Annotated in this window: 14 protein-coding genes; 6 read left to right on the plus strand and 8 right to left on the minus strand. The window is 41.0% G+C overall.

Going from position 1 to position 21,748, the window contains the following annotated elements; translation table 11 throughout:
- Positions 1-271: 271 nt before the first annotated feature.
- The 7 genes from H5185_RS14355 to H5185_RS14385 form a co-directional block, all read right to left on the minus strand.
- Complete coding sequence (locus tag H5185_RS14355) at positions 272-469, minus strand: CPXCG motif-containing cysteine-rich protein (protein ID WP_124015939.1); 198 nt, start codon at positions 467-469, stop codon at positions 272-274.
- Between the two features lie 434 nt (positions 470-903).
- Positions 904-1,500 carry a tRNA (pseudouridine(54)-N(1))-methyltransferase TrmY gene (gene trmY / locus H5185_RS14360; protein WP_182697180.1) on the minus strand — a complete coding sequence of 199 codons (597 nt, stop codon included), beginning with the start codon at positions 1,498-1,500 and terminating at the stop codon, positions 904-906.
- Between the two features lie 376 nt (positions 1,501-1,876).
- Positions 1,877-2,740 (minus strand): delta-class carbonic anhydrase, encoded by an 864-nt coding sequence (locus H5185_RS14365; protein ID WP_182742422.1) that lies wholly within the window; start codon positions 2,738-2,740, stop codon positions 1,877-1,879.
- Between the two features lie 294 nt (positions 2,741-3,034).
- On the minus strand, positions 3,035-5,023 hold the full coding sequence (locus H5185_RS14370; protein WP_259396223.1) for an alpha-amylase family protein: 1,989 nt from the start codon (positions 5,021-5,023) through the stop codon (positions 3,035-3,037).
- Between the two features lie 97 nt (positions 5,024-5,120).
- Positions 5,121-7,040, minus strand: coding sequence for an alpha-amylase family glycosyl hydrolase (locus H5185_RS14375; protein WP_182742423.1), 1,920 nt, complete (start codon positions 7,038-7,040; stop codon positions 5,121-5,123).
- An 87-nt stretch (positions 7,041-7,127) separates the two neighbouring features.
- Positions 7,128-8,666, minus strand: a complete 1,539-nt coding sequence (locus H5185_RS14380; protein WP_182742424.1) for a tryptophan halogenase family protein — start codon at positions 8,664-8,666, stop codon at positions 7,128-7,130.
- A gap of 115 nt (positions 8,667-8,781) precedes the next feature.
- Positions 8,782-11,502 carry a TonB-dependent receptor gene (locus H5185_RS14385; RefSeq protein ID WP_182697184.1) on the minus strand — a complete coding sequence of 907 codons (2,721 nt, stop codon included), beginning with the start codon at positions 11,500-11,502 and terminating at the stop codon, positions 8,782-8,784.
- Between the two features lie 507 nt (positions 11,503-12,009).
- Here H5185_RS14385 and H5185_RS14390 point away from each other — a divergent pair.
- From H5185_RS14390 to H5185_RS14405, 4 genes are all read left to right on the plus strand, one after another.
- Positions 12,010-13,641 carry an alpha-glucosidase gene (locus H5185_RS14390; protein ID WP_182697185.1) on the plus strand — a complete coding sequence of 544 codons (1,632 nt, stop codon included), beginning with the start codon at positions 12,010-12,012 and terminating at the stop codon, positions 13,639-13,641.
- A gap of 170 nt (positions 13,642-13,811) precedes the next feature.
- A complete protein-coding gene (locus H5185_RS14395; protein WP_182742425.1) occupies positions 13,812-15,077 on the plus strand; it encodes a sugar MFS transporter in 1,266 nt (421 codons plus the stop codon).
- A gap of 281 nt (positions 15,078-15,358) precedes the next feature.
- Positions 15,359-16,573: an RsmB/NOP family class I SAM-dependent RNA methyltransferase gene (locus tag H5185_RS14400; protein ID WP_124015948.1), complete on the plus strand. Its 1,215-nt coding sequence runs from the start codon at positions 15,359-15,361 to the stop codon at positions 16,571-16,573.
- A gap of 220 nt (positions 16,574-16,793) precedes the next feature.
- On the plus strand, positions 16,794-19,061 hold the full coding sequence (locus H5185_RS14405; protein ID WP_182722803.1) for an EAL domain-containing protein: 2,268 nt from the start codon (positions 16,794-16,796) through the stop codon (positions 19,059-19,061).
- 173 nt (positions 19,062-19,234) lie between these two features.
- Here the strand turns inward: H5185_RS14405 and ald are convergent, their stop codons facing one another.
- On the minus strand, positions 19,235-20,350 hold the full coding sequence (gene ald, locus H5185_RS14410; protein WP_182742426.1) for an alanine dehydrogenase: 1,116 nt from the start codon (positions 20,348-20,350) through the stop codon (positions 19,235-19,237).
- A 178-nt stretch (positions 20,351-20,528) separates the two neighbouring features.
- Between ald and lrp the strand changes: the two genes are divergently transcribed.
- Together lrp and H5185_RS14420 are read left to right on the plus strand one after the other, a co-directional pair.
- Positions 20,529-21,026, plus strand: a complete 498-nt coding sequence (gene lrp / locus H5185_RS14415; protein WP_124015951.1) for a leucine-responsive transcriptional regulator Lrp — start codon at positions 20,529-20,531, stop codon at positions 21,024-21,026.
- Between the two features lie 272 nt (positions 21,027-21,298).
- On the plus strand, positions 21,299-21,748 hold a 450-nt coding region (locus H5185_RS14420; RefSeq protein ID WP_182742427.1), incomplete at its 3' end, for a DNA translocase FtsK 4TM domain-containing protein.

Raw genomic sequence — 21,748 nt, forward strand, 5'->3', positions numbered from 1 at the left:
TTGCTGAAAAACGCCTAAAATATGAAGTTTAATAACCCTAGATTGACTCCTCGGTTCAATTGAGACTACATCGAAGAAAATACTATTTGGTACGCATGTATTTAAAAGGAGCTAAACCTGTACTTTAACCGACCCCCAATGGATGGGGGCACTGTGTGTTTTAGCTGCATATGTTCTACAGCCTGGGCTAGACAATTGATAACACAAATCTTTAGCGAACTTTTTAAATATAAGAATCTATACAGTAAAAGCCCAAGTGATTTAATATTGATTAAAATGCCTCATCTTCACTATAAACATTCACCGTAATCTCACCATTAACACTTTCAGTAACCAAGAAATTTATCGGTTTGCAACATACTTGGCAATCTTCAATATACTGTTGTCCTGCATCTGATGAATCAATAAGAACTTCAATTGTTTCACCACAATAGGGGCAATCTATAAGCTGCTCTGTTAACTGGTTCAAATTTGTAACCTCCTAAATTATATTGATTTATATCGGCTTATAAATAACTGATATTATAAAATCAGCTGCTTAAGTTATTCGTCAAACTGTTTAACCCCCTCTATATCGACGGTTTATAGAGCATCGTTATCAAGCTTGCCGCTTTGATTGTAGCAGGAACGCGTCCATCGATTGTCGCAGCTAAGTGAGTTGAGACCACTAAACATTGAACAGTTTAGGGCGCTTTGTCTGTTCAGTTTAGCGAGAAATACAATATTGGTTAAGATGTTAGAGAATTTTTTAGCTCTGTAGAGTGGTGGTGGCTATTTTTGTGATGATTTGCAAGAAGCGATGAGACGACAAAGATAAAATGAAACTCCATTTTACAAGCATTAGCGGAATGATGGCAAAATTGACTGACCCACAATTCAATTAATCATTGCAGGCCATATCGATTACAATCTCATATCTAATTCATTGTGGATTAACACCACACATTGAGATGCGAACAACATTTTTGGCCCTAAATTGATATGTTGGGTACCAAGACGCTTCAAGCTGTTAAAGCTTTTTTTAGGCATAGGAATATGATCTGTTAGTAAAAAGCATGGATTAGCAGCAAACTCTACATCACGTACTGGGGTGCCTTTTTTCTCCAACATATACAGTTGATAATCTTCAGCTAATTCTTGTATTAACTTTTCAAAACTCACCGTGCGCACCGTAATTCCAGGCTCTACTTCACGTAACTGTTCTTTCGTCATCCCTTTTGATGCGCTTAAGGCTTTAGCAATTTTATTGGTTAGGTTTTGCTCATGAAACCCACCGATATGACCTAATTCGCTTGAACGAAAACAGATGGTACGTGAAAAATCAAGGGTGCTCTCTAACACCAAATATACCACGACATCATCGCGATGGGATTGAGCGACAAAAATGGTGTTCATTAAGGTGTGGGCTAAAATTTCAGTATGAGCCGATTCGCCAATACCTGCCAAAAACTGCTGACTATCAACTGGAGCTGCTCTGGCTCTAACTACAAAAGCGCGCATCGGTAAATCCTATTTGAAAGTAAATTAAGCATAAAGCGGATAACGTAGTCGAATAATCAATCAGTTACAGCTTTTGTTGTCGCTATTATCCCAGTTTTAAGCTTGACTGTAACCTGATTAATCTAATGGTTGAGTTTTAGCGGGCATAGACAAGCACAATTGAGCAATACGCTTGTTAAAACAAGCGCTAAGCGTGATGTGATTGAGCATGCTGAAGTGAGATTTATTCGACTATTCATGCCGCTCATCAGACCAATAAAAGGCTGTTTAATCCTAATATTATTGATAGGTAAAATAATAAGGCCAAAATAAAAAGTCACAGAGGTGTTAGCTGAGACTTTTTGATTTGACCAATTAAGGTTATTGATTATACAGCTTATTTCATCGGTGACAGTAGTGCAGGATTCGTGACTAAGTTTCTCACACCATGAGGATGATCTTCTTTGAACACGTTACCTTCACACCAGTTACCCACAGTGTCAATATTCACTTTCGCGACTTTAGGATGAACACTCCAAGACACTTGAAATGGCGAACCGACTTGATTGTAGCTTGGGCCTGTTGTTGAGCCAAGATATTGAATCGCTTCGCCAGTATTACTAAGCATATTCAGTGCTTGGTGAAGTCCATTTTTGATATCTAATGCTGTTAATGTTGAAAAATCCAGCGCTTTAGCGTCATTGACTAAGACAAAAACTTGCGTTTCAACTCGTAGCTGTGGGTTATTGATTGCCTCGTTTAAGCAAGCGCCTAATGTTGGGCCAGGGCTAACTTGTGCACTTGAATATACATAATGGACTTCTATGGTATCACCAGAGATTAAAGCGCCGTGTTCACTAGAGCAAACAGCATGGTCCACTGGAATCAATTCGGCTTTAGTTAATTTGCCTGAATATTGATAGCCAGATGGAACGCCTTGGCCATTGCCGTTACCGGCATAGGTAGTAAATTCACCTCCTGAATGTTCAGCATTTTTATGGAAATGGATGTTACATAAATTCATTTCTGTATAAGCTGGCGCAGGAGAAAAATTGATTGGATTGGTTCCTACCAGTGAGTTTAAATCTCGGGGTGATTGAGGCCCAAAACCTCTACCTTTAGTACTAATTGCAAGGTTTGCCCTTTGTGTAGCAATAACATTATCAGCTATCGAGGTCTGATGTTCGCTGTGGTTTTCCTTCGCAATCGCACTCATAGAAAGCGATAGTGTTGTTATTGTTACGATAAGTGGTTTGCTCATTGTTATGTCCTATAACACGATGATGTTCATGTATCGAAGATAACATTAGTTGGCTAATCATTAATACGCCAGTGCAGGTCTATGATCAGTACTGTTATGCGTCGCTATTAGCGAATTGATTTAACGCGTATTAGAGAATAATTGTTGTTTGAAACGGATGAGGAATATCTGCGTACAGAGAGGGATGGGTAAATTGCAGGGCCGATAGCTTGAGTACAATCATTATCCTCCCTAAATTGTCAGAGGATAATGATTGTTATGTGTCTGGGCAGCCTAGGTGCGCTGCGCCCGATGTTAGTTTTTTAGTTCAAGGATAACTGATTGCAGTGGTTGCAGGTTAATATCAACACTGGCATCACCTTGGTTATTTAAAATAAGTTGCTGACTTATTGTGTTATTTGTTAATAAATTCGTCAGCGTTTTATTACCTGTAATATGCCAGTTTTGTATTAATGTCTTTGGTAACACAAGGGTAAATTTTTTGCTTTGTTTTTGGCTGAAATTACTGACAATAATCAATTGCTGGTTGTGGCTAAAACGGCTAAAAGCAAATACTTGGTTATCGTAACCTTGAGTATTCAGCTGGCGCTGTAGGGTGTCTAATTCCATGTAATCACCGCTTAACGCCGGTGCTGTATGGCTTAGGCTTAATAGCGTTTGATAATAGGTGCGCAGGGCTTTTTCATCGGCTGTGGATTGGCCGCCATCAAACTTGCCGTTATTCATCCAACGTTGATGGGCTGGCACGCCCACATAGTCAAAAATACTAGTGCGAGTCGGTTGGCCAAAGCCTGCTATTTCAGCGCCTTGTTCGCCCACATCTTGGCCAAAATACAATAAGGTAGGTGAGCGACTTAACGTGGTCGATACCACCATAGCAGGTAAGGCGTTAAATGGATTACTGGCAAAATCGCTGGTATTAATGCGTTGCTCATCATGGTTTTCTAAAAAGTGCAGCATATGCTGGTCAATGTCACTGACTTTTGCTTGAACTGTCGCAATGGCTGCTGTACTGGCCTTACTTTGAATGATGGCTTTTAAGGTGTCGTATAAATCGACTTTATCGTAAAGATAATCCATCTTGCCTAAATGAATATAGTCACGGTACAAGTCGGGGTTATACACTTCAGCAAGGATAAATGCGTTTGGATTAGTGTGCTTGATGTGACTATTGAGATAGCTCCAAAATTCCACAGGCACCATTTCGGCCATGTCATAACGAAAACCATCTACGCCTTTGGCTAACCAATATTGGGCGATATGTTCAAATTTACGCCATGAATCGGGAATATTGTTTGCATCTTGAGCTTGCCAAAAGGCTAAATGCTCTGCAGCAGATTTAGTCGCATAGTCACGCGGTAGCGTTGGAAAGTCATGGCGGCCATCGGGTTTAACGCCATAGTTAATTTTAACGGTTTCATACCAATCATTGGCGTCGGGTTTGGCTAAACGCGAACCATTTCCGGTCCATTTAGCGGGCGATTCTTGAAACTTACCATCACTGAGTGGCTGAGCTTCACCGCCTAATGCTTGATAGCCATTTGACGCATCAGGGACTTGAAAATCTTCACCAACTACATAGTAAAAATTGTTGTGCCTGCTGTATACCTGGGTTTTATCGTCATTAGCACCAAAGTCTAGTTCACCTTTGGGCGCTGAAATGGAGTGATAATTTCGTGCAACATGGTTTGGCACTATATCGATGATAACTTGCATGTCATTGGCGTGAGTTCTGGCGATCAGTGCTTCAAACTCTGCCAAGCGGCTAGCCGGATTATTAGCCAAATCAGGATTGACGTTGTAATAATCTTTTACGGCATAAGGTGAGCCCGCACGGCCTTTGACAACATCAGGATCATCATTACTAATGCCATAGGCAGTATAATCATTGATCAGCGCATGATGTGGTACGCCAGTATACCAAACGTGAGTGGTACCTAAGGATTTGATATCTTGTAATGCCACATCCGTGAAGTCGCTAAATTTACCCACACCATTAGCTGCAATTGTGCCCCAAGGTTTATTTGTGGTGTTAGTGTTGCCATACAGACGAGTGAATACTTGATATACCACAGGTTTGCCCGTTGCAGGTATTTGGGTGGTTGGAGTAACTGATAGTTTATCTTTATCGATTTTTATCGATGTATTGGTTTGTTCAACTTTACTAGGTTGGCAAGCACTTAATCCTAAACCCAGCATACAGGCGATAACCAATACTTTTACGCTTGGTGACGGTTGGTGAATGTGAAGTTGGCTTACTAACGGTTTGGTGATGGGGCCCATGAGTCTCTCTTTTATTGTTTTTATTGGCGTGTTTGTATTGAAGACAATAGAAACACGCCATAATTTGCAGTACCTTAATGATTGAATCGTCTACATATCAGCGTTCAAGTTTAAGTATAGTGACACCTTTGTTAGCCAACGAAAGTGGCTTGGATAATGAATACGATTGTTTGCTGATAATATCAACGCCGATAGTATTGTCATTAATAGCAGGTTTAAAGCGCTGTAAATCAAGCTCAACGGCTTGGGGATTTTTATTGTAGATGACCAGTAAGGTTTCATTACCTTGATGACGGCTTTGGACATAAATACCGTCTTGTGGCACAAAGTGCTGCAATTTACCTTGTTGAATCGCTAACGAGTTTTTACGGTAATTGAGTAATGTACGCACAAAGGTCAGTGCTTCAGTTTGTTGTGGATCCAAGCCTTTTCCTGTAAACACATTGACACTGTCTTGTGGCCAGCCACCCGGAAAATCACCCCGAACAGCGCCGTCGTTACGGCCTTCTGCAGGGCTTTGCATAATTATTTCTGAACCGTAAAATATTTGCGGAATACGGTTGCTGGTGAGCACATAAGCCATGGCCATTTTGTACAGTTCAATGTCGTTTTTCATTAAACTATAAATACGGTTAGTGTCGTGATTACCTTCAAATAACACTAACTGACTTGGATTGGCATACACCACGTCGTTAGCCAACATTTGATAAAGGTCGATAAAGCCGGCTCCCCAATCTTCTTCTTTAGTTAAGCTGGCTATGAGCGTGTCGTAAAGCGGGAAATCCATCATGCTGGGTGCAAAAGATTGATAACCATCGGCATTTTTCTTTCCTGCCTGCCAGTAGCTCACCGTCACTGGATTACTGCTCCATTCTTCACCAACGATATTAAAATGAGGGTATTCATCCATAATGGCTTTTGACCAAGCAGTTAAAAACGCTTTATCTGCGTAAGAGTAAGTATCTTCGCGAATACCGCTCAGCCCTGCATATTCGACCCACCAGATACTATTTTGGATTAAGTATGTTGCCATGTGTGGATCGCGTTGATTGAGGTCTGGCATGGTGACGTCAAACCATCCGTCGCTAAAATCAGTTTTGTCTGCATCCACAGAGTAAGGATCTTGTACTGTAGTGCGTCTATGGCTTGAGTAACTGACATCGGTTGGATCTTTTAGCCAACGTGATTGGCCATTAATCCAGGTGTTGCTCGGCATACTGCTCATCCACTGATGGCCTGACCCCATATGATTAACCACGACATCCTGAATGATCCCAATACCAAATGATTGCGCTTCTTCTACGAGTGATTGGTATTCTTCATTGCTGCCAAAACGTGGATCTATGCGATAGAAATTGGTGGTGGAATAACCATGATAAGAATACTTTTGTTGGTTATTTTCAAGCAGTGGATTTATCCATAACTGGGTCACACCTAAGTCATGTAAGTAGGGCAGTGCTTTTCGGATCCCCAAAATATCACCGCCATGGCGACCGCCATCAAAACTGCGGTCAGCTTTTTCAAGCATGTCTGGCTGATTATCATTGTCTGGATCACCGTTAACAAAACGATCCGGGGTGATTAAGTAAATCACATCTTTATTACTAAAGCCTTGGCGATCTCGTGAGCCTTTTTTGCGGGTTTGTAGCTCATAATCAAATTGTTCAATTAACTGCTCATCTTTAAATAAACCTAAGATCAGTTGTTGTGGTTTAGCTTGGCTTAAATCCAAATTAACGAATAGATGATTATTGCTATCAGTTGTATCAACATTAATCAGCGTGACACCTTGAGCCTTAATTAATTTAACTTGGCTTTCACGAATATTTTCCCCCGTAAGCAATAGTTGTAGCTGGGGTTGTTGCATGCCTGCCCACCATGACATTGGCTCGACACTGAGTGTTGCATTGGCCGACATGGCATATGTGCTCAATGCACAACCGAGTAAGAAGCTTGATGCTAACCTGCCCAGGTGTTGTTGGTAGGCTTGTGCTAAATGGGGGTAATGAAATGACATAGTTACTCATCCTGTATTTTTTGTTGTTTATTGATGACGGTTAATTAGTCGCTTAAGATAATTAAATCAAGTTGTTATATAAACCAGTTACAGCGCTGCAATATAGTCTTTATGGCTCGGCATTTGACTCACAGTAGTGGTAATAACCTTACGGATATTAGTTAAGTAGTCGGTTAAATCATCTTGGCTGACCGCTTGTGTAAGCGGATGATAATCCTCTGGAATAATGCCTTGTCCTAACATCACCTGGATCCAGGCTGCTTCAGTAAACAATTCATCTTGATGCCTGAAAACTGTTGCTGTGGTTTTAAATAAATCGATTTTATGTTGCAAGCTTTCGGGAATGTCCATATCGCGACATTGCTGCCATAAACCGCGTTCATTGTCGGCAGATTGTTTTGCATTAAGATGGTAATGCAAAATAATAAAGTCGCGGATTTGCTCAAACTCAGTTTGAGATTGGCGATTAAATTCATCAATGTGCTGGGGTTGAATACCGTTTCGTGGAAATAATTTAGTTAAACGAATGATTGCTGATTGGACTAAATGTAAGCTGGTGGACTCTAACGGTTCTAAAAATCCACTCGATAAGCCAATAGCCACGCAGTTTTTATGCCATTGCTTGACGCGCCTGCCAGTGGTGAAGTTTATTTTACGCGGCTCGGCTAAGGGTTTTCCATCTAGGTTGGCTAATAAATGCTGTTTTGCTTGTTCGTCGCTCATATGTTGGCTGCTATATACAATGCCATTGCCTGTGCGATGTTGCAGTGGAATACGCCATTGCCAACCAGCATGGTGTGCAGTGGCTTTAGTGTAAGGCGTGAGGGGAGAGGTGCTTTCACAAGGCACTGCATATGCGCTGTCACAAGGTAGCCAATGCTGCCAGTTTTCGTATTCGACGCCTAATGCCTGTTCAATTAATAATGCACTAAAACCCGAACAATCAATAAATAAGTCGCCACTAATACAAGGACCATTTTGTAAGGTGACACTTTTTATACTGCCATCGACGCTAAGTTCGGTGCTGGTAATAATGCCTTCAACTCGATTGATACCACGTTGAACACTGTATTGGCGTAGCAAGTTGGCATATAAGCCTGCATCAAAGTGGTACGCGTGGGTAATACCGTTCATTTGTGCTTGAGCAATGGTTTGAATGGGTTGAAATTTGTTGTGTTTGGCCGCTTGATAGTTAAGCGAGTATTGCCAAAAGTCATTGGCAATATATTGACTGCCATTGGCTTGAGAACGATTGCTTTGAGAAAGATTGGCCTGAGCACTAAGCCAATAATGATGAAATGAGGTAAAGCCTAGGTCACGGCCAATATTACCAAAGGCGTGCATATAAGCTTCGCCTTGTTGATGCCAATTTTGAAATTCAATACCCAATTTATAAGTGGCTTGGGTGGCTTTGATAAAATCAGTTTCACTAATCCCAAGTACACTGTTAAATATCTGCAGTGGCGGGATAGTAGCTTCACCCACACCAATAGTACCTATGGCGTCGGATTCAATAAGGGTGATGTTGAGTTGTTTATTAAACAACTTGGCTAACATGGCTGCGGTCATCCAGCCCGACGTTCCGCCGCCTACAATGACAATGTTTTTTATTATCGTTTGATCCATTGTTATCGCCTTTTAACTATTTGGGATTTATTGTTACTGAACCCGATAAAGTAAAAAAGCCCCTGTAATAGGTTACAGAGGCTTTTTTGTCGGTTTAGTACATTCTACAAGCCCATTAGAACTTGTAGTTTGCGCCTAACATAAAGTTACGACCGTAGTTTTGATAATCACGCACTAAACGTTGGTCATCACCAGTGTAAGACGTAAATGGCTCGTTGGTTAAGTTATTCACTTGGAACTGTACTGATAAACCGTATAGCGCATCGATACCGCTTTCAGTAAAGTCATAGCCAATTTGCGCATCAACAACCGTTTCTGCTTTGATGTTAACGTTTTCACGTTGAAGACTGATTTTAGTCACTTCACCTAAGAAGTCACTGCGGTAACGAGAGCTGATACGGGCTTCGAAACCTGAGTTTTCATAGTAAACAGTGGCATTGAAGGTTTTTTCAGAAAGACCAGGCAGAGTCGTTGGATCGCTGTCTGCAGTTTCTTTTACTTCGCTGTCGTTGTACGAACCACTTAAGATAGTACCAAAACCACTTAGAGAATCAGCAAACAAACCAAAGTCGATTGATAACGAGGCCTCAATACCTTGTACATAACCGCCATTACCATTTAAAGGTTGGCTGACATTACCAATTGGGTTGTCACCTGGATTCTGTGGCAAAATAGTGCTGAAATCAAAGTTAGTTTGTTGATCATAAACGTAGTTTTCTAAGTCTTTGTAGAACACTGCTAATGAGAAATAACCTTGGTCACTAAAATAGTTTTCATAGCTAATGTCGTATTGACGCGCTAACCAAGGACGTAGTTCTGGATTACCAGCGCCACCAGACCAGTTAACACCATCATTAGGGTTTTGAGTGTAGCTAAAGTTAACGTTAGCGTTCATTTTGTCCATACGAGCACGGGTTAACGTACGCGCAGCAGCAAAACGTAACATTTGACCATCGGCAACTTCAAAGCCTAAGTTCATGCTAGGTAACCATTCAAGGTATGAGTCACCCGCAGTGCGAGGCGTTAAAGTCACAACGCCATCTTCAACTGTGGCCACTGTACCGTCTGAGTTTTGGTTTGTGTTTACAGCTTGAATACCGACGTTACCCGTTAAAGGAAAACCGAACAATTCAGATTCTATATTGGCTTTAACATAAGTCGTGGTGACTTCTTCTGATACAGCCCAAGAGTTAGTCGCACGTGATAAATCCACATCTGCTACGTCAGTTTCGGTATAACCACCAGCATTATAAAACGCTAATGAGTCATAACTTAGTACGTCACCCATGCCAAAGAAATCAAGTGAAGTTGGTGATAGTAAATACTGTTCAGGAACGGTCTCTAAGTAATTATCAGATCCGTCATAGCCCGCTAAAGTCAGGTAATAACCTTTATCAAGTTTGCTTTTATCGCGATTAGTGCGGTTAACACCAAACTCGACACTGCGCACAGCACCTTCATCAAACACGTATTCTGCTGTTAAACGGAATGATTTAAGCTCATCGTCAATTTCAGGCTTGTTGATAAAACCGTCTTGAGTATTAGCGCCCAGTGGGCTGCCCCAACCGAGTGGATCACCTAATTTAATGACATTAGGATCTGCATAGTTAAGGCTATGAGTAAAGTCGTAGCCGCCATTTCCATTGTAGTTAAAACCTAAGTCATCCACTGCACCGACGCCGGTTCCACGGCCTGTGCCACTGTAGCTTTCCATACCAATATCGGTACGTTCTGCTTTTGATAGGGCAATATCAGCTTCTACGCGCCAGTTATCATTGATGGTGAACTTGTTGTTCCAACCAATCGCAAGCGATTTAGCATCTCGTTTGTTGACATCGTTACGCACAACAACTTCGGCACCATTAATGGTTCCTTGAGTGACTAAACCGTCTTCAGCAGTGGTCGATGTTACGCCGCCATTAGTGCCCCAAGCAGCAGGAATTTCGATACCACGTAAACGTTGATCATCAGTAAATTTTGTATAGTAAATATCAACAACTGAAGTAAATTTTTCGTTAGGTGCGTATTCAAATACTGCTAATACACCATCACGTTCTAATTCGCTTGAACGCACAAATGGTTTTGCGCCACCTAAAACACTGTCACCAGCATCATTTTCTGGGTAACCCCATGCCTGCCAGCGTTCTTCTTGGTTAGGCGACATCATGCGCGCATAACCTAGGGCAATACCTATGGTGTCATCAGCAAACTGGTCAATATATGAAATACTGCCACGGTAACCGGTATCGCTTGAACCACTATTAAGTGAGCCTAAGTCGTTCATTTCGCCGCGAAGCGACATGGCTATCGTTTGTTCGCCATGAGTTAACGGGCTAATCGTTTGCATATCTACCGTGCCGCCGATGGCTTGCGCCATGACAGAAGCATCTGGTGTTTTGTATACCACCACACGGTTTAATAATTCAGAAGGGTATTGGTCAAACTCAACACCACGGTTATCGTTTACCGAGGCTTGCTCGCGACCATTTAATGTTGCAGTAGTGAAATCTGGACCTAAACCACGGATAGAGATAACGTTAGCTCGGCCATCAAGGCGCTGTGCTGATACGCCAGGTAAACGGGCGAGTGATTCTGCAATACTAACATCGGGTAATTTACCGATGTCTTCGGCTGAAATGGCTTCAACAATTGATGACGAAGACATTTTTAGTGATTGTGATTCTTGTAAGCTGCGACGAATACCTGTGACTTTTACCACTTCAATATTTTCGTCGGCAGTTGCCGTAGTATTTACGTCATCAGCAGCGTAAGCAGTCATGCTTGCACCAGCTGCAACTAACGCCAGCGTGAGTAGGCTCGGTTTAAATAGCAACATCAATATTTCCCCTTTTGTGGATACTTAACAACGTAAAGTACAAGTTGAGTGTTAGTATCCTTTTGATTTTTGGTTACATTCTTTATTGTGTTTTTACCTCAGCATGCTTAATTAACTTTTGTAAGTGACTGCATAAGTGCTGAAGTTATGACCAAATTGTTGCACAACAGTGACGATACTACTCCCAGTTCAGTTTTGCCGACAATATTATGCATACGTATTCAGCGCTAATCATGGCTAATTAGTGACAGTTTTTTACAATTTTGAAACAACTGAGTGGGGCTTGGTATCATACTTAATTCGTTGTATTAATGAGGCTTATAGCGTTTTAGTTGTATGTTGCAAGCTAATTATTTCTTTGCATACGTATGCAGGTGTATTGAACCTGATTTCCTTATTCACGTATCCTCGGGGTAATAAAAAAACACTAGCGAACTGTTACGCAGTCGCAACATCAAGGTAACTCGTCGATTTATTTCAGGGTTAACTTACTTCTAAGGGGATGCAATGGGTCAGGTCAGTTGGTGGCGCGGCGGAGTGATATATCAAGTTTATCCTCGCAGTTTAATGGATACTAATGGTGACGGTGTTGGTGATTTACAGGGCATCATTGCTAAACTTGATTATATTGCCAGCCTGAATGTTGATGCAATTTGGATTTCGCCGTTTTTTAAGTCGCCAATGAAAGACTTTGGCTATGACATCAGCGACTATCTCGAAATTGACCCGCTGTTTGGCACCATGGCTGATTTCGATCAGCTTATCGAAAAAGCCCATCAGTTAAATATCAAGGTCGTGATTGACCAAGTGCTAAGCCATACTTCAGACCAACATGCTTGGTTTGAGCAAAGTCGTCAAAGCCGAGACAATGACAAAGCAGACTGGTATGTGTGGGCTGATCCTAAAGACGATGGCAGTGCGCCTAATAACTGGCTCGCCATTTTTGGTGGTTGTGCATGGGAGTGGGAACCTCGTCGTCAGCAATACTATCTGCATAACTTTCTCAAAAGTCAGCCGGATGTAAACTTCCACTGTCCTCAGGCTCGTCAAGCGGTATTAGACAATGTTGAGTTTTGGCTCAAAAAAGGTGTTGACGGTTTTCGCCTCGATGCGATTACGTTTTGTTACCACGATGAACAATTACGTGACAACCCTGCTAAACCCAAAGATAAGCGCCAAGGCCGTGGCTTCAGTGAAGATAATCCTTATGCTTACCAATATCATTATTACAATAATACTCGGCCGCAAACGGTTGGCTTTATTGAACAGCTGCGGGCGTTAATTAATCGTTATCCTGGCGCCGTCACCTTAGGTGAAGTGTCATCTGAAGACTCGTTAGCCACTATGGCTGAATACACTCAAGGTGATGACCGATTACATATGGCCTACAGTTTTGAGTTGTTAACCGATGACTTTAGCGCGGCTTATATTCGTCAAACCGTTGAGGAACTAGAAGCTAGTATTGGTGATGGCTGGCCATGTTGGGCCATAGGTAATCATGATGTTAAACGGGTTGCGTCTCGTTGGGGTAAAGCCAGCGTGAACCCAACAATGGTGAAAATGCTCAATGCGATGTTATTTTCATTACGTGGCAGTGTGTGCAGTTATCAAGGGGAAGAGCTAGGGTTAACGGAAGCCTCAATTGAATATGACCAGTTACAAGATCCCTTTGGCATTGCCTTTTGGCCGATGTTTAAAGGTCGTGATGGATGCCGTACCCCGATGCCTTGGGTAAAAGGGGCTGCTAATGCAGGCTTTACTGAAGCAACGCCTTGGTTACCTATTGATCCTGCGCATAATAATAGTGCTGTGGATGTGCAAGAAGCAGATCAAGATTCGATTTTGCAAAGTTACCGTCATTTTTTACAGTGGCGCAAAAAGCAACATTTGCTGATTGAGGGTGATATTACCTTTATCGACAGTCATCCTGATGTGTTAGCCTTCATCCGCAGTCAAGATGATCAGCGCATGCTAGTGTTGTTTAATTTGTGTGGTGAGCAACAAACTTTTGCATTAAATGAGTTACGATTGTCTTCAATTATAGACGATCATGGGTTACTCTGTGGCGCGCAAGATATACTGGACCCTGCAACTATTGTGTTGCCAAGCTTCGCCAGTTTTTATGGCCTACTTGGATAGCATGACGAAGCCGAAATACTGCTGTATTTCGGTTTTTTTTGGATTATTTTTTGATTGAACTATTTTCAGTATATTGGCGATAAAGTTTTACACTATCATAGCGGATGTGATGGTGAGTTTAACGATTAAAAACAGTAGTATAACAATAATCATTAAGAAGAGATCTCCCTATGGCTACAGCAATTCACAGTACCCTTGAAACAACAGAAACAGGCAATAGTGGTAATTACCGCTTTGCGCTCGTGTCACTGACATCATTATTTTTCATGTGGGGATTCATTACCTGCTTAAATGATATTTTAATTCCTCATTTAAAAGCTGTATTTTCGTTAAATTACACTGAAGCCATGTTGATTCAATTTTGTTTCTTTGGCGCCTATTTTTTAGTTTCATTACCAGCCGGTAAGTTAGTCAAAAAATTAGGCTATCAAAAAGGTATCGTCACTGGGCTTATTATTGCCTGTATCGGTTGTTTACTGTTTTATCCTGCTGCTGCATTTGCAACTTACGGATTATTTTTAGGTGCATTATTTGTATTGGCATCAGGGATAACTATCTTGCAGGTGGCAGCTAATCCGTATGTGAATGCGTTAGGATCAGTTGAAACAGCCTCAAGTCGTTTAAATTTAACCCAAGCCTTTAATGCGCTTGGCACCACAGTTGCCCCCTTTTTTGGCGCGGTATTAATTTTGTCGGTAGCGTCAGGTGCATTGGATGGGCTGGATCACGCCCAAGCCGAAGCTGAAGTGGTTAAGCTGCCCTATTTAATTCTTGCTGCAATGCTCGGTTTGCTGGCTTTAATTTTTGCCAAGCTTAATTTACCTAAGATTACCGAACACAATGATAGTTCTGATACTGGTGTGGTAACTCACAATGGTAAAACGAGTGCATTACAAAGCATTCACTTGGTCTTGGGAGCAATTGGTATTTTTGTTTATGTTGGGGCAGAAGTCTCAATTGGCAGCTTTTTAGTGAGTTTTCTAGGTGAAGAGCAAATTGCAGGTTTGCAAGAAGCTGATGCCGCTAAGTACATTACTTACTACTGGGGCGGCGCCATGGTTGGCCGTTTTGTGGGCTCTGTGATTATGCAGAAAATTCCTGCAGGGACCTTATTAGCGTTTAATGCTTGTGTCGCAGCGACTTTGGTTTTGATTGCTATGAACAGCAGTGGTGCCGTGGCCATGTGGTCAATTTTGGCTGTAGGTCTATTCAATTCAATCATGTTCCCAACCATCTTTAGTTTAGCGCTACGAGATTTAGGTCCACATACCTCTCAAGGAAGTGGTATTTTATGTTTGGCGATTGTCGGTGGGGCTATTTTACCACTGTTACAAGGGGTGTTGGCCGATAATATGGGGCTGCAATTGGCGTTTATTCTGCCGGTTGTATGTTATGCCTTTATTGTCTTTTATGGTGCTAAAGGCTCAAGAATGTAGTGTCGTGTAAACACTCACTTATGTCATGATGAAAAAGCGGCTTCGGGCCGCTTTTTTATTTAAAGCAATATATCATTGGTCTGTGGTTTATCTTGAGGATAACTCGCAAACAGAGTCCGAATGAGTTGAAGCAATAAACTGACGTTAAATGGATTGACGAAATGACTGATTTAATCACCCAACTGAAGGGACAAAGGCCGATATTGCCTTGCTATCAAGTGTTTTAATCCCTATGATCGGCACGTTTTTAAATTGAACGTAATCTTAGATAGAGAGCCCCCATGTTGACTTATCCGTTGTCAGGCAGTTCATCAGAGTTAGTCTTAAATGTACTTACTATGGTGTTAACCCGAGGAAAACCATTAGATAGAGCTTACTCAGAGCATTTTTCTGGTTTAACGCTTAACCCATCAGAGCAAGCGCGGATCACGCAGGTCACTGGCGATATTTTACGTCGATTAAACTTATATTGTTTTCTGGTGGATATTGAACCGGAAGAATTCGATCGTTTAGGATCGAAGTTACTTAACGGTTGGCACGTCTTTCACGGTTTAGATTTACCCAAAATGCAGTATTCATTGCAGATTGAGCAAGCGAAATTTGATGCTAACCTTGAACAGGCCAAAATGGATCCTGTGCTTTGGGACGGTTGCCCACAATGGCTAGACTTACTTGGACAAGCACAATTAGGTGATAAATGGCCAGCTGAACGTGCAGCACTTGCCGAGCAACCAAAACGTTATTTACGCGTTAATGAGCTTAAATGTGACCGTGAAAAATTGATCAGTCGCTTACAAAAAGAAGGTGTAACAGCTGTGCCTTTGGATGATGTGGCTTCTGCAATTGAGGTAACGTCTGACTCAGCACTGTTTCGAACTGACGCCTTTAAAGACGGCTGGTTTGAACAACAAGATGCCGGATCGCAATTGGTTGCCGATGCCGTTGGCGCAAAACCGGGTATGCGAGTTGTTGATGCTTGTGCTGGTGCGGGTGGTAAAACCTTACATATTGCTGCACAGATGCAGGGCAAAGGCCGTTTGTTAGCCATGGATGTTGAGCAATGGAAACTCGATAACCTTAAAACACGCGCTAAACGTGCAGGTGCTCATAATGTTGAAACGCGGATTATCGCCAGTTCGAAAACCATTAAACGCTTAAAATTAACCGCAGACAGGGTATTGTTAGATGTCCCTTGTTCTGGGCTTGGGGTATTGAAACGAAATCCAGATTCAAAATGGCGTGATACTCCAGAGCGCTTGCCGGTATTGATTGAATTACAAAAGCATATTTTACAAAGTTATAGCCGCATGGTGAAAGTGGGTGGCATGTTAATTTATGCAACTTGCTCAATTATGCCTGAAGAAAATCGTCATCAAGTGGATGCTTTTCTAGCTGAAAATCCGCAGTTTTCGCTGATAGAAGATGAAAATATTTTAGTGTCGGAACGTGGTTTTGATGGCTTCTATCTAGCTAAGATGGAACGGATAGCAGAATAGTTATTCATCATTACTCTTTTTTACAAGCACGCCATTGATTATTAATCACTTAAAAACAGCGCAAAAATTTTGTGCTGTTTTTTTATGGGGAATATTTAGGGTTTAGGTGTAATTAATTTATTAAAAAAACGTTAATATATTGATAATATTCTCACAAATGCATAATCTTATGTGTATTATAAAAAGTATGTCGAATCATTCGTTGTGATGTTGGAGTGTTATGGATATAGGTCCGCATATCAATAAATTCATAGAAGATACGCCTCAAGCCGATTTTCGTGAATCGAGTATTGAGCGTTACAGTGCAATACTTGATATGGTACTAAAGGGCCTTCCATTAGGCGAAATGCTCCACGCCTTAATATTGTTGATTGAAGCTCAAAAGATAGGCACTCGAGCATCTGTGCTGTTATTGAGTGATGACGGTAAACGTCTACTATTCGGGGCGGCGCCAAATCTGCCTGAAGAATATAATAATGCCATTAACGGTGTTGAGATCGGCGCTGATGTCGGTTCTTGTGGTGCAGCGGCATATACCTGTGAAAGAGTGATTGTTGAAGATATTGAACATCATCCCAATTGGACAAAGTATAAAGAATTACCGCTTAAAGCGGGATTAAAATCGTGTTGGTCAGAACCGATAAAAGACAGCAATCAAAAAGTACTCGGCACGTTTGCCATGTATTATGACACGGTTAAATCGCCTTCAGAGCTAGATTTATATTTAATTCAAGAAGCGGCACGTTTGGCCAGTTTAGCCATTGAACGCAGTCGTGGCATGCATATTCAACGTTTAAGCAGCACAATATTTAACAGTTTGCCTATCTCGCTAGTGATCACCAGTGAAGATAATGTCGTTCTGTCTGCTAACCCTGTTTTTAAGTCGTTAACATCGACCTATTATGCCAATCTTAAGTTATTCGATGTTCATCGTTTTTTAAGCCACTCCAAAGCGGAGGAGGTTGCAGATTTATTTGAACATTTAAAACGCGGGCATGCTTGGAAAGGGGAGTTAAAAGGACTTAAAACTGATAATGATATCATTGACATAGCGCTTAATGTGACGGTTATTAGGGATACCTTTACTCAACAAAATTGTTTTGCATGGCTAATTACTGATATTTCGGCACGTAAAAATGCTGAGAAAATAATAAGTTTCCAAACTAATTATGATCAATTAACCGGATTGTCAAACCGTAAGTACTTGTTTGAAACTCTGCAAGCAATGAAGTGCAAAAATAGTATTGATGCTAAAAGGCAAGAATTCAGTTTGATGCTGATGGACATTGATCACTTCAAACAAATTAATGATACGTTTGGCCATGATAACGGTGATCTGGTTCTCAAATTAGTCGCGCAACGTTTGTTAAATACAATTCCCGAGAATGTCCTTATTGCCCGTATTGCCGCTGATGAATTTGCCTTGGTCATACCGGGAAAAATGTGTACTGAGTCATTGATAAGTATGTTTAACAACATCACTGATGAGTTAAAAAAGCATTTTATTATTGCCGACCAAGATATGATGTTATCAATGAGTACCGGTCTTGCTCGTTATCCTTATGATGCCGATAATGTTGAACAAATATTAAATTGTGCCACTCAAGCTATGTACAGTGCCAAAGCGCATGGCCGTAATTGTATGCAGTTTTTTAATCAACAAATTCAAAAAGATGCCGAAAGAAATGCGGAACTGCATCTCTACCTCAAAACAGCATTAATCCAAAATGAATTTCAGTTGTATTATCAACCAATTGTTAATCCATTTACCGCTCAAATTACCAAAGCTGAAGTCTTGTTACGCTGGATACATGATGACCAGTTTATTTCCCCAGATGAGTTCATTCCTATTGCAGAGGAGTCTGGGCTAATTGTCCAAATCGGTGAGTGGGTACGAATGCAAGCGTTAACAAGTATTGTCGCGATGCAAAAAAGTGATTTTACTATCCCGTTATCCATTAACGTGTCCACTATTGAGTTTTGGAATACTGATTTACAACATCGTTTTGCCGCTTACTTTGATGTGTTACAGCAACAATTTGGGCTTGACGTTTTTCCTTACTCTCTGCTTACTCTTGAAATAACAGAATCATTAATGATGTCGCAACAAGACAGCATAAATCAGTTACTGACAGATCTAAGGCATCGCGGCATGCAGATTTCGGTAGACGATTTTGGTACCGGATATTCTTCTTTATCGTATTTAGTTAACTTCCCCGTTGATCAAATCAAAATTGATAAATCATTCATTCAACGAATTTCATCAGGTTCACGTCACAAATCCTTAATTGAAGCCATTGTTAGCATGAGTCGTGCATTAGACTTATCGATTGTTGCTGAAGGAGTGGAGACCGAAGCAGAGCTTGATTTTATTAAGCAGCAAAACATAGACGCTGTACAAGGTTACTACTTTCATAAACCGATGCCACAAGAGGCGTTTTTCGATTTGTTAGCTAAACAAGCCGAATCAATAGCAAGATTAAAATAGAACTGTAGAACGTCAATTACCCAGAATGATGAGTAGAATGGTGCTAGCAAGTTAATATATTCATATCCTGGTTGATAAGTTCATTTTCTTAATCTGAATAGTGAAGTAAAAAAAATGCCGCATCAATTAATGCGGCATTTTTATTTAGTCAGTCAATGTTAGGTCAAAATAAATTAAGCCAACATGCTCTTAGGTTCAGTAAATTCAAGGCTTAATGCTTCAGCCACTTCTTTACAGACTAATTTTCCGTGGATAACATTTAAGCCATTAAGTAAATGCTTGTCATTTAATAATGCTTGTTTGTAACCTTGGTTCGCCAACTTGATAATGTAAGGAAGCGTTGCATTGTTTAATGCAAACGTCGAAGTGCGGGCAACTGCACCTGGCATATTTGCCACACAGTAATGCACAACGTCGTCAACAATATACGTTGGGTCTTGGTGCGTTGTTGCGTGTGATGTTTCAACACAGCCACCTTGGTCAATTGCTACGTCAACAATCGCGCTACCAGGCTTCATACGCTTAACCATATCTTTGGTAATCAATTTTGGTGCCGCTGCACCAGGAACCAATACACCACCAATCACAAGATCGGCTTCTAATACATGGCGTTCAATGGCATCCGCTGTTGAGTAAATCGCTTTTACAGCAGAACCAAACTGAATATTCAAGCGACGTAATGCATCGATACTACGATCTAATACAACAACGTCAGCACCCATACCTACAGCCATTTGTGCAGCATTAGTACCTACCATACCGCCGCCAATTATGACAACTTTAGCAGGCTCAACACCAGGTACACCACCAAGCAACATACCACGTCCGCCTAATGATTTCTCAAGAGCACGAGCACCAGCTTGGATTGACATGCGCCCAGCCACTTCTGACATAGGTGCAAGTAATGGTAATCCACCACGGTCATCTGTTACGGTTTCATAAGCAATACACACAGCACCGCTGGCGATTAGCTCATTTGTCTGTGGTAAATCTGGTGCAAGATGTAAATAAGTAAATAAAATCTGGTCGTGACGTAGCATTGCACGTTCAACGGTTAGCGGCTCTTTTACTTTTACAATCATCTCTGCTTTAGCAAAAACTTCAGCTGCAGTGGCTAAAATCGAGGCACCAGCGTCTATATAATCTTGATCGGTAAACCCAATCCCCACACCCGCTTCTGATTGTACAAAAACATCGTGACCTTTTAAGGTCAATTCACGTACGCTTGAAGGAACCATGCCTACACGGTATTCGTGGTTTTTGATTTCTGTTGGAACACCAATAATCATTTTTGAGCCTCGATTGACATAAAACCCACTTCAAATGGGTATAATTGTTATTAATTGTGACCTGAACGTGCTTATTTCAAGCCACTCTAGTATAGTGCTGCTTTAGCAGATTATGCTGCTGAAATTGCACTTTTTATAGACAAAAATATTGTTTTAAGTACAAAGCAAGGTTAAATATATGGCAAATAGTAAAAGCTTTTCAGTAAAAGATTTAGACCGTATAGATCGCAATATTTTAAATGAGCTTCAATTGGATGGTCGCATTTCGAATGTTGAACTATCAAAACGAGTGGGGTTGAGTCCAACTCCATGCTTAGAAAGAGTGAAAAGGCTAGAAAAACAAGGCTTTATAAGTGGCTACACTGCACTGGTTAATCCACATTTCCTTGGTGCTTCTTTATTAGTATTTGTTGAAATCACCCTTAATCGTGATACTCCTGATATTTTTGACCGCTTTAATCGTGCAGTACAATTACTCGATGATATCCAAGAATGCCATTTGGTCTCTGGTGATTTTGACTACCTATTAAAGACTCGAGTATCAGATATGTCTGCTTATAGACGTTTATTAGGTGAAACATTGCTGAAACTGCCTTCAATTTCAGATACTCGTACTTATGTGGTAATGGAAGAGGTCAAACAGACTAATAAGGTCGCGTTATACAACTTAGGGTAATCCTACAGTTTAATCTCCCATCAAGTCTTTAGCCGCTGATTGATGAATATAGATGACCATTGTCCACTTATATTCATCATCTAATCAAATAGAACTAATCTTTGTATATAAAATCATCATCTTGAGAGTAATCGTTAAGGCTTTTTTGTTTCTGGATTAATTCGGTATAACAATCGATTGAGCTTGACTAATTCAAGGTGCATAATCACTGCAAATACAGTGATATTCTGTTATCTTAACCCTTATTTTTCACTTTTTATGGATTCTTTCGTTTGACTCAGGAAAATAGTCTAAAAACTCTCAGTGGCCTTCAACGATTGCTTGAAGGTGGCCTTATTTTATGTTGCATGATCGCGACATACATTCTATTGGCATTATCCAGTTTTAATCCAAGTGATCCAGGCTGGAGTCAGTCGCATTTCCAAGGTGAAATTCACAACTGGACTGGTGCTGTTGGCGCTTGGACTGCAGATGTGCTGTTTTACTTCTTTGGTTTCATTGCCTTTTTAATTCCTATCATGATAGCCACCACGGGTTGGTTTATTTTCAATCGTGCACATCGTTTGTTTGAAATAGATTATTTTTCAGTTGGATTAAGAATTATTGGTTTTATTTTGATGTTGTTAGGCTTAGCTGCATTGGTCAGTATGAATGCCGACAATATGTACGTCTTTTCAGCCGGTGGGGTAGCCGGTGATGTGATTGGTCAGGCGATGCTGCCG

Source organism: Shewanella sp. SG44-6, assembly GCF_014164185.1.
Lineage (GTDB): Bacteria > Pseudomonadota > Gammaproteobacteria > Enterobacterales > Shewanellaceae > Shewanella > Shewanella vesiculosa.

What these genes read in the sequence shown, in the direction of transcription:
- H5185_RS14390 (WP_182697185.1), top strand. Translation starts at nt 12,010, where the DNA reads ATGGGTCAGGTCAGTTGGTGGCGCGGCGGAGTGATATATCAAGTTTAT.
- H5185_RS14365 (WP_182742422.1), bottom strand. Translation starts at nt 2,740, where the DNA reads ATGAGCAAACCACTTATCGTAACAATAACAACACTATCGCTTTCTATG.
- ald (WP_182742426.1), bottom strand. Translation starts at nt 20,350, where the DNA reads ATGATTATTGGTGTTCCAACAGAAATCAAAAACCACGAATACCGTGTA.
- H5185_RS14395 (WP_182742425.1), top strand. Translation starts at nt 13,812, where the DNA reads ATGGCTACAGCAATTCACAGTACCCTTGAAACAACAGAAACAGGCAAT.
- trmY (WP_182697180.1), bottom strand. Translation starts at nt 1,500, where the DNA reads ATGCGCGCTTTTGTAGTTAGAGCCAGAGCAGCTCCAGTTGATAGTCAG.
- H5185_RS14380 (WP_182742424.1), bottom strand. Translation starts at nt 8,666, where the DNA reads ATGGATCAAACGATAATAAAAAACATTGTCATTGTAGGCGGCGGAACG.
- H5185_RS14370 (WP_259396223.1), bottom strand. Translation starts at nt 5,023, where the DNA reads ATGGGCCCCATCACCAAACCGTTAGTAAGCCAACTTCACATTCACCAA.
- H5185_RS14405 (WP_182722803.1), top strand. Translation starts at nt 16,794, where the DNA reads ATGGATATAGGTCCGCATATCAATAAATTCATAGAAGATACGCCTCAA.
- H5185_RS14400 (WP_124015948.1), top strand. Translation starts at nt 15,359, where the DNA reads ATGTTGACTTATCCGTTGTCAGGCAGTTCATCAGAGTTAGTCTTAAAT.
- H5185_RS14385 (WP_182697184.1), bottom strand. Translation starts at nt 11,502, where the DNA reads ATGTTGCTATTTAAACCGAGCCTACTCACGCTGGCGTTAGTTGCAGCT.
- H5185_RS14375 (WP_182742423.1), bottom strand. Translation starts at nt 7,040, where the DNA reads ATGTCATTTCATTACCCCCATTTAGCACAAGCCTACCAACAACACCTG.
- lrp (WP_124015951.1), top strand. Translation starts at nt 20,529, where the DNA reads ATGGCAAATAGTAAAAGCTTTTCAGTAAAAGATTTAGACCGTATAGAT.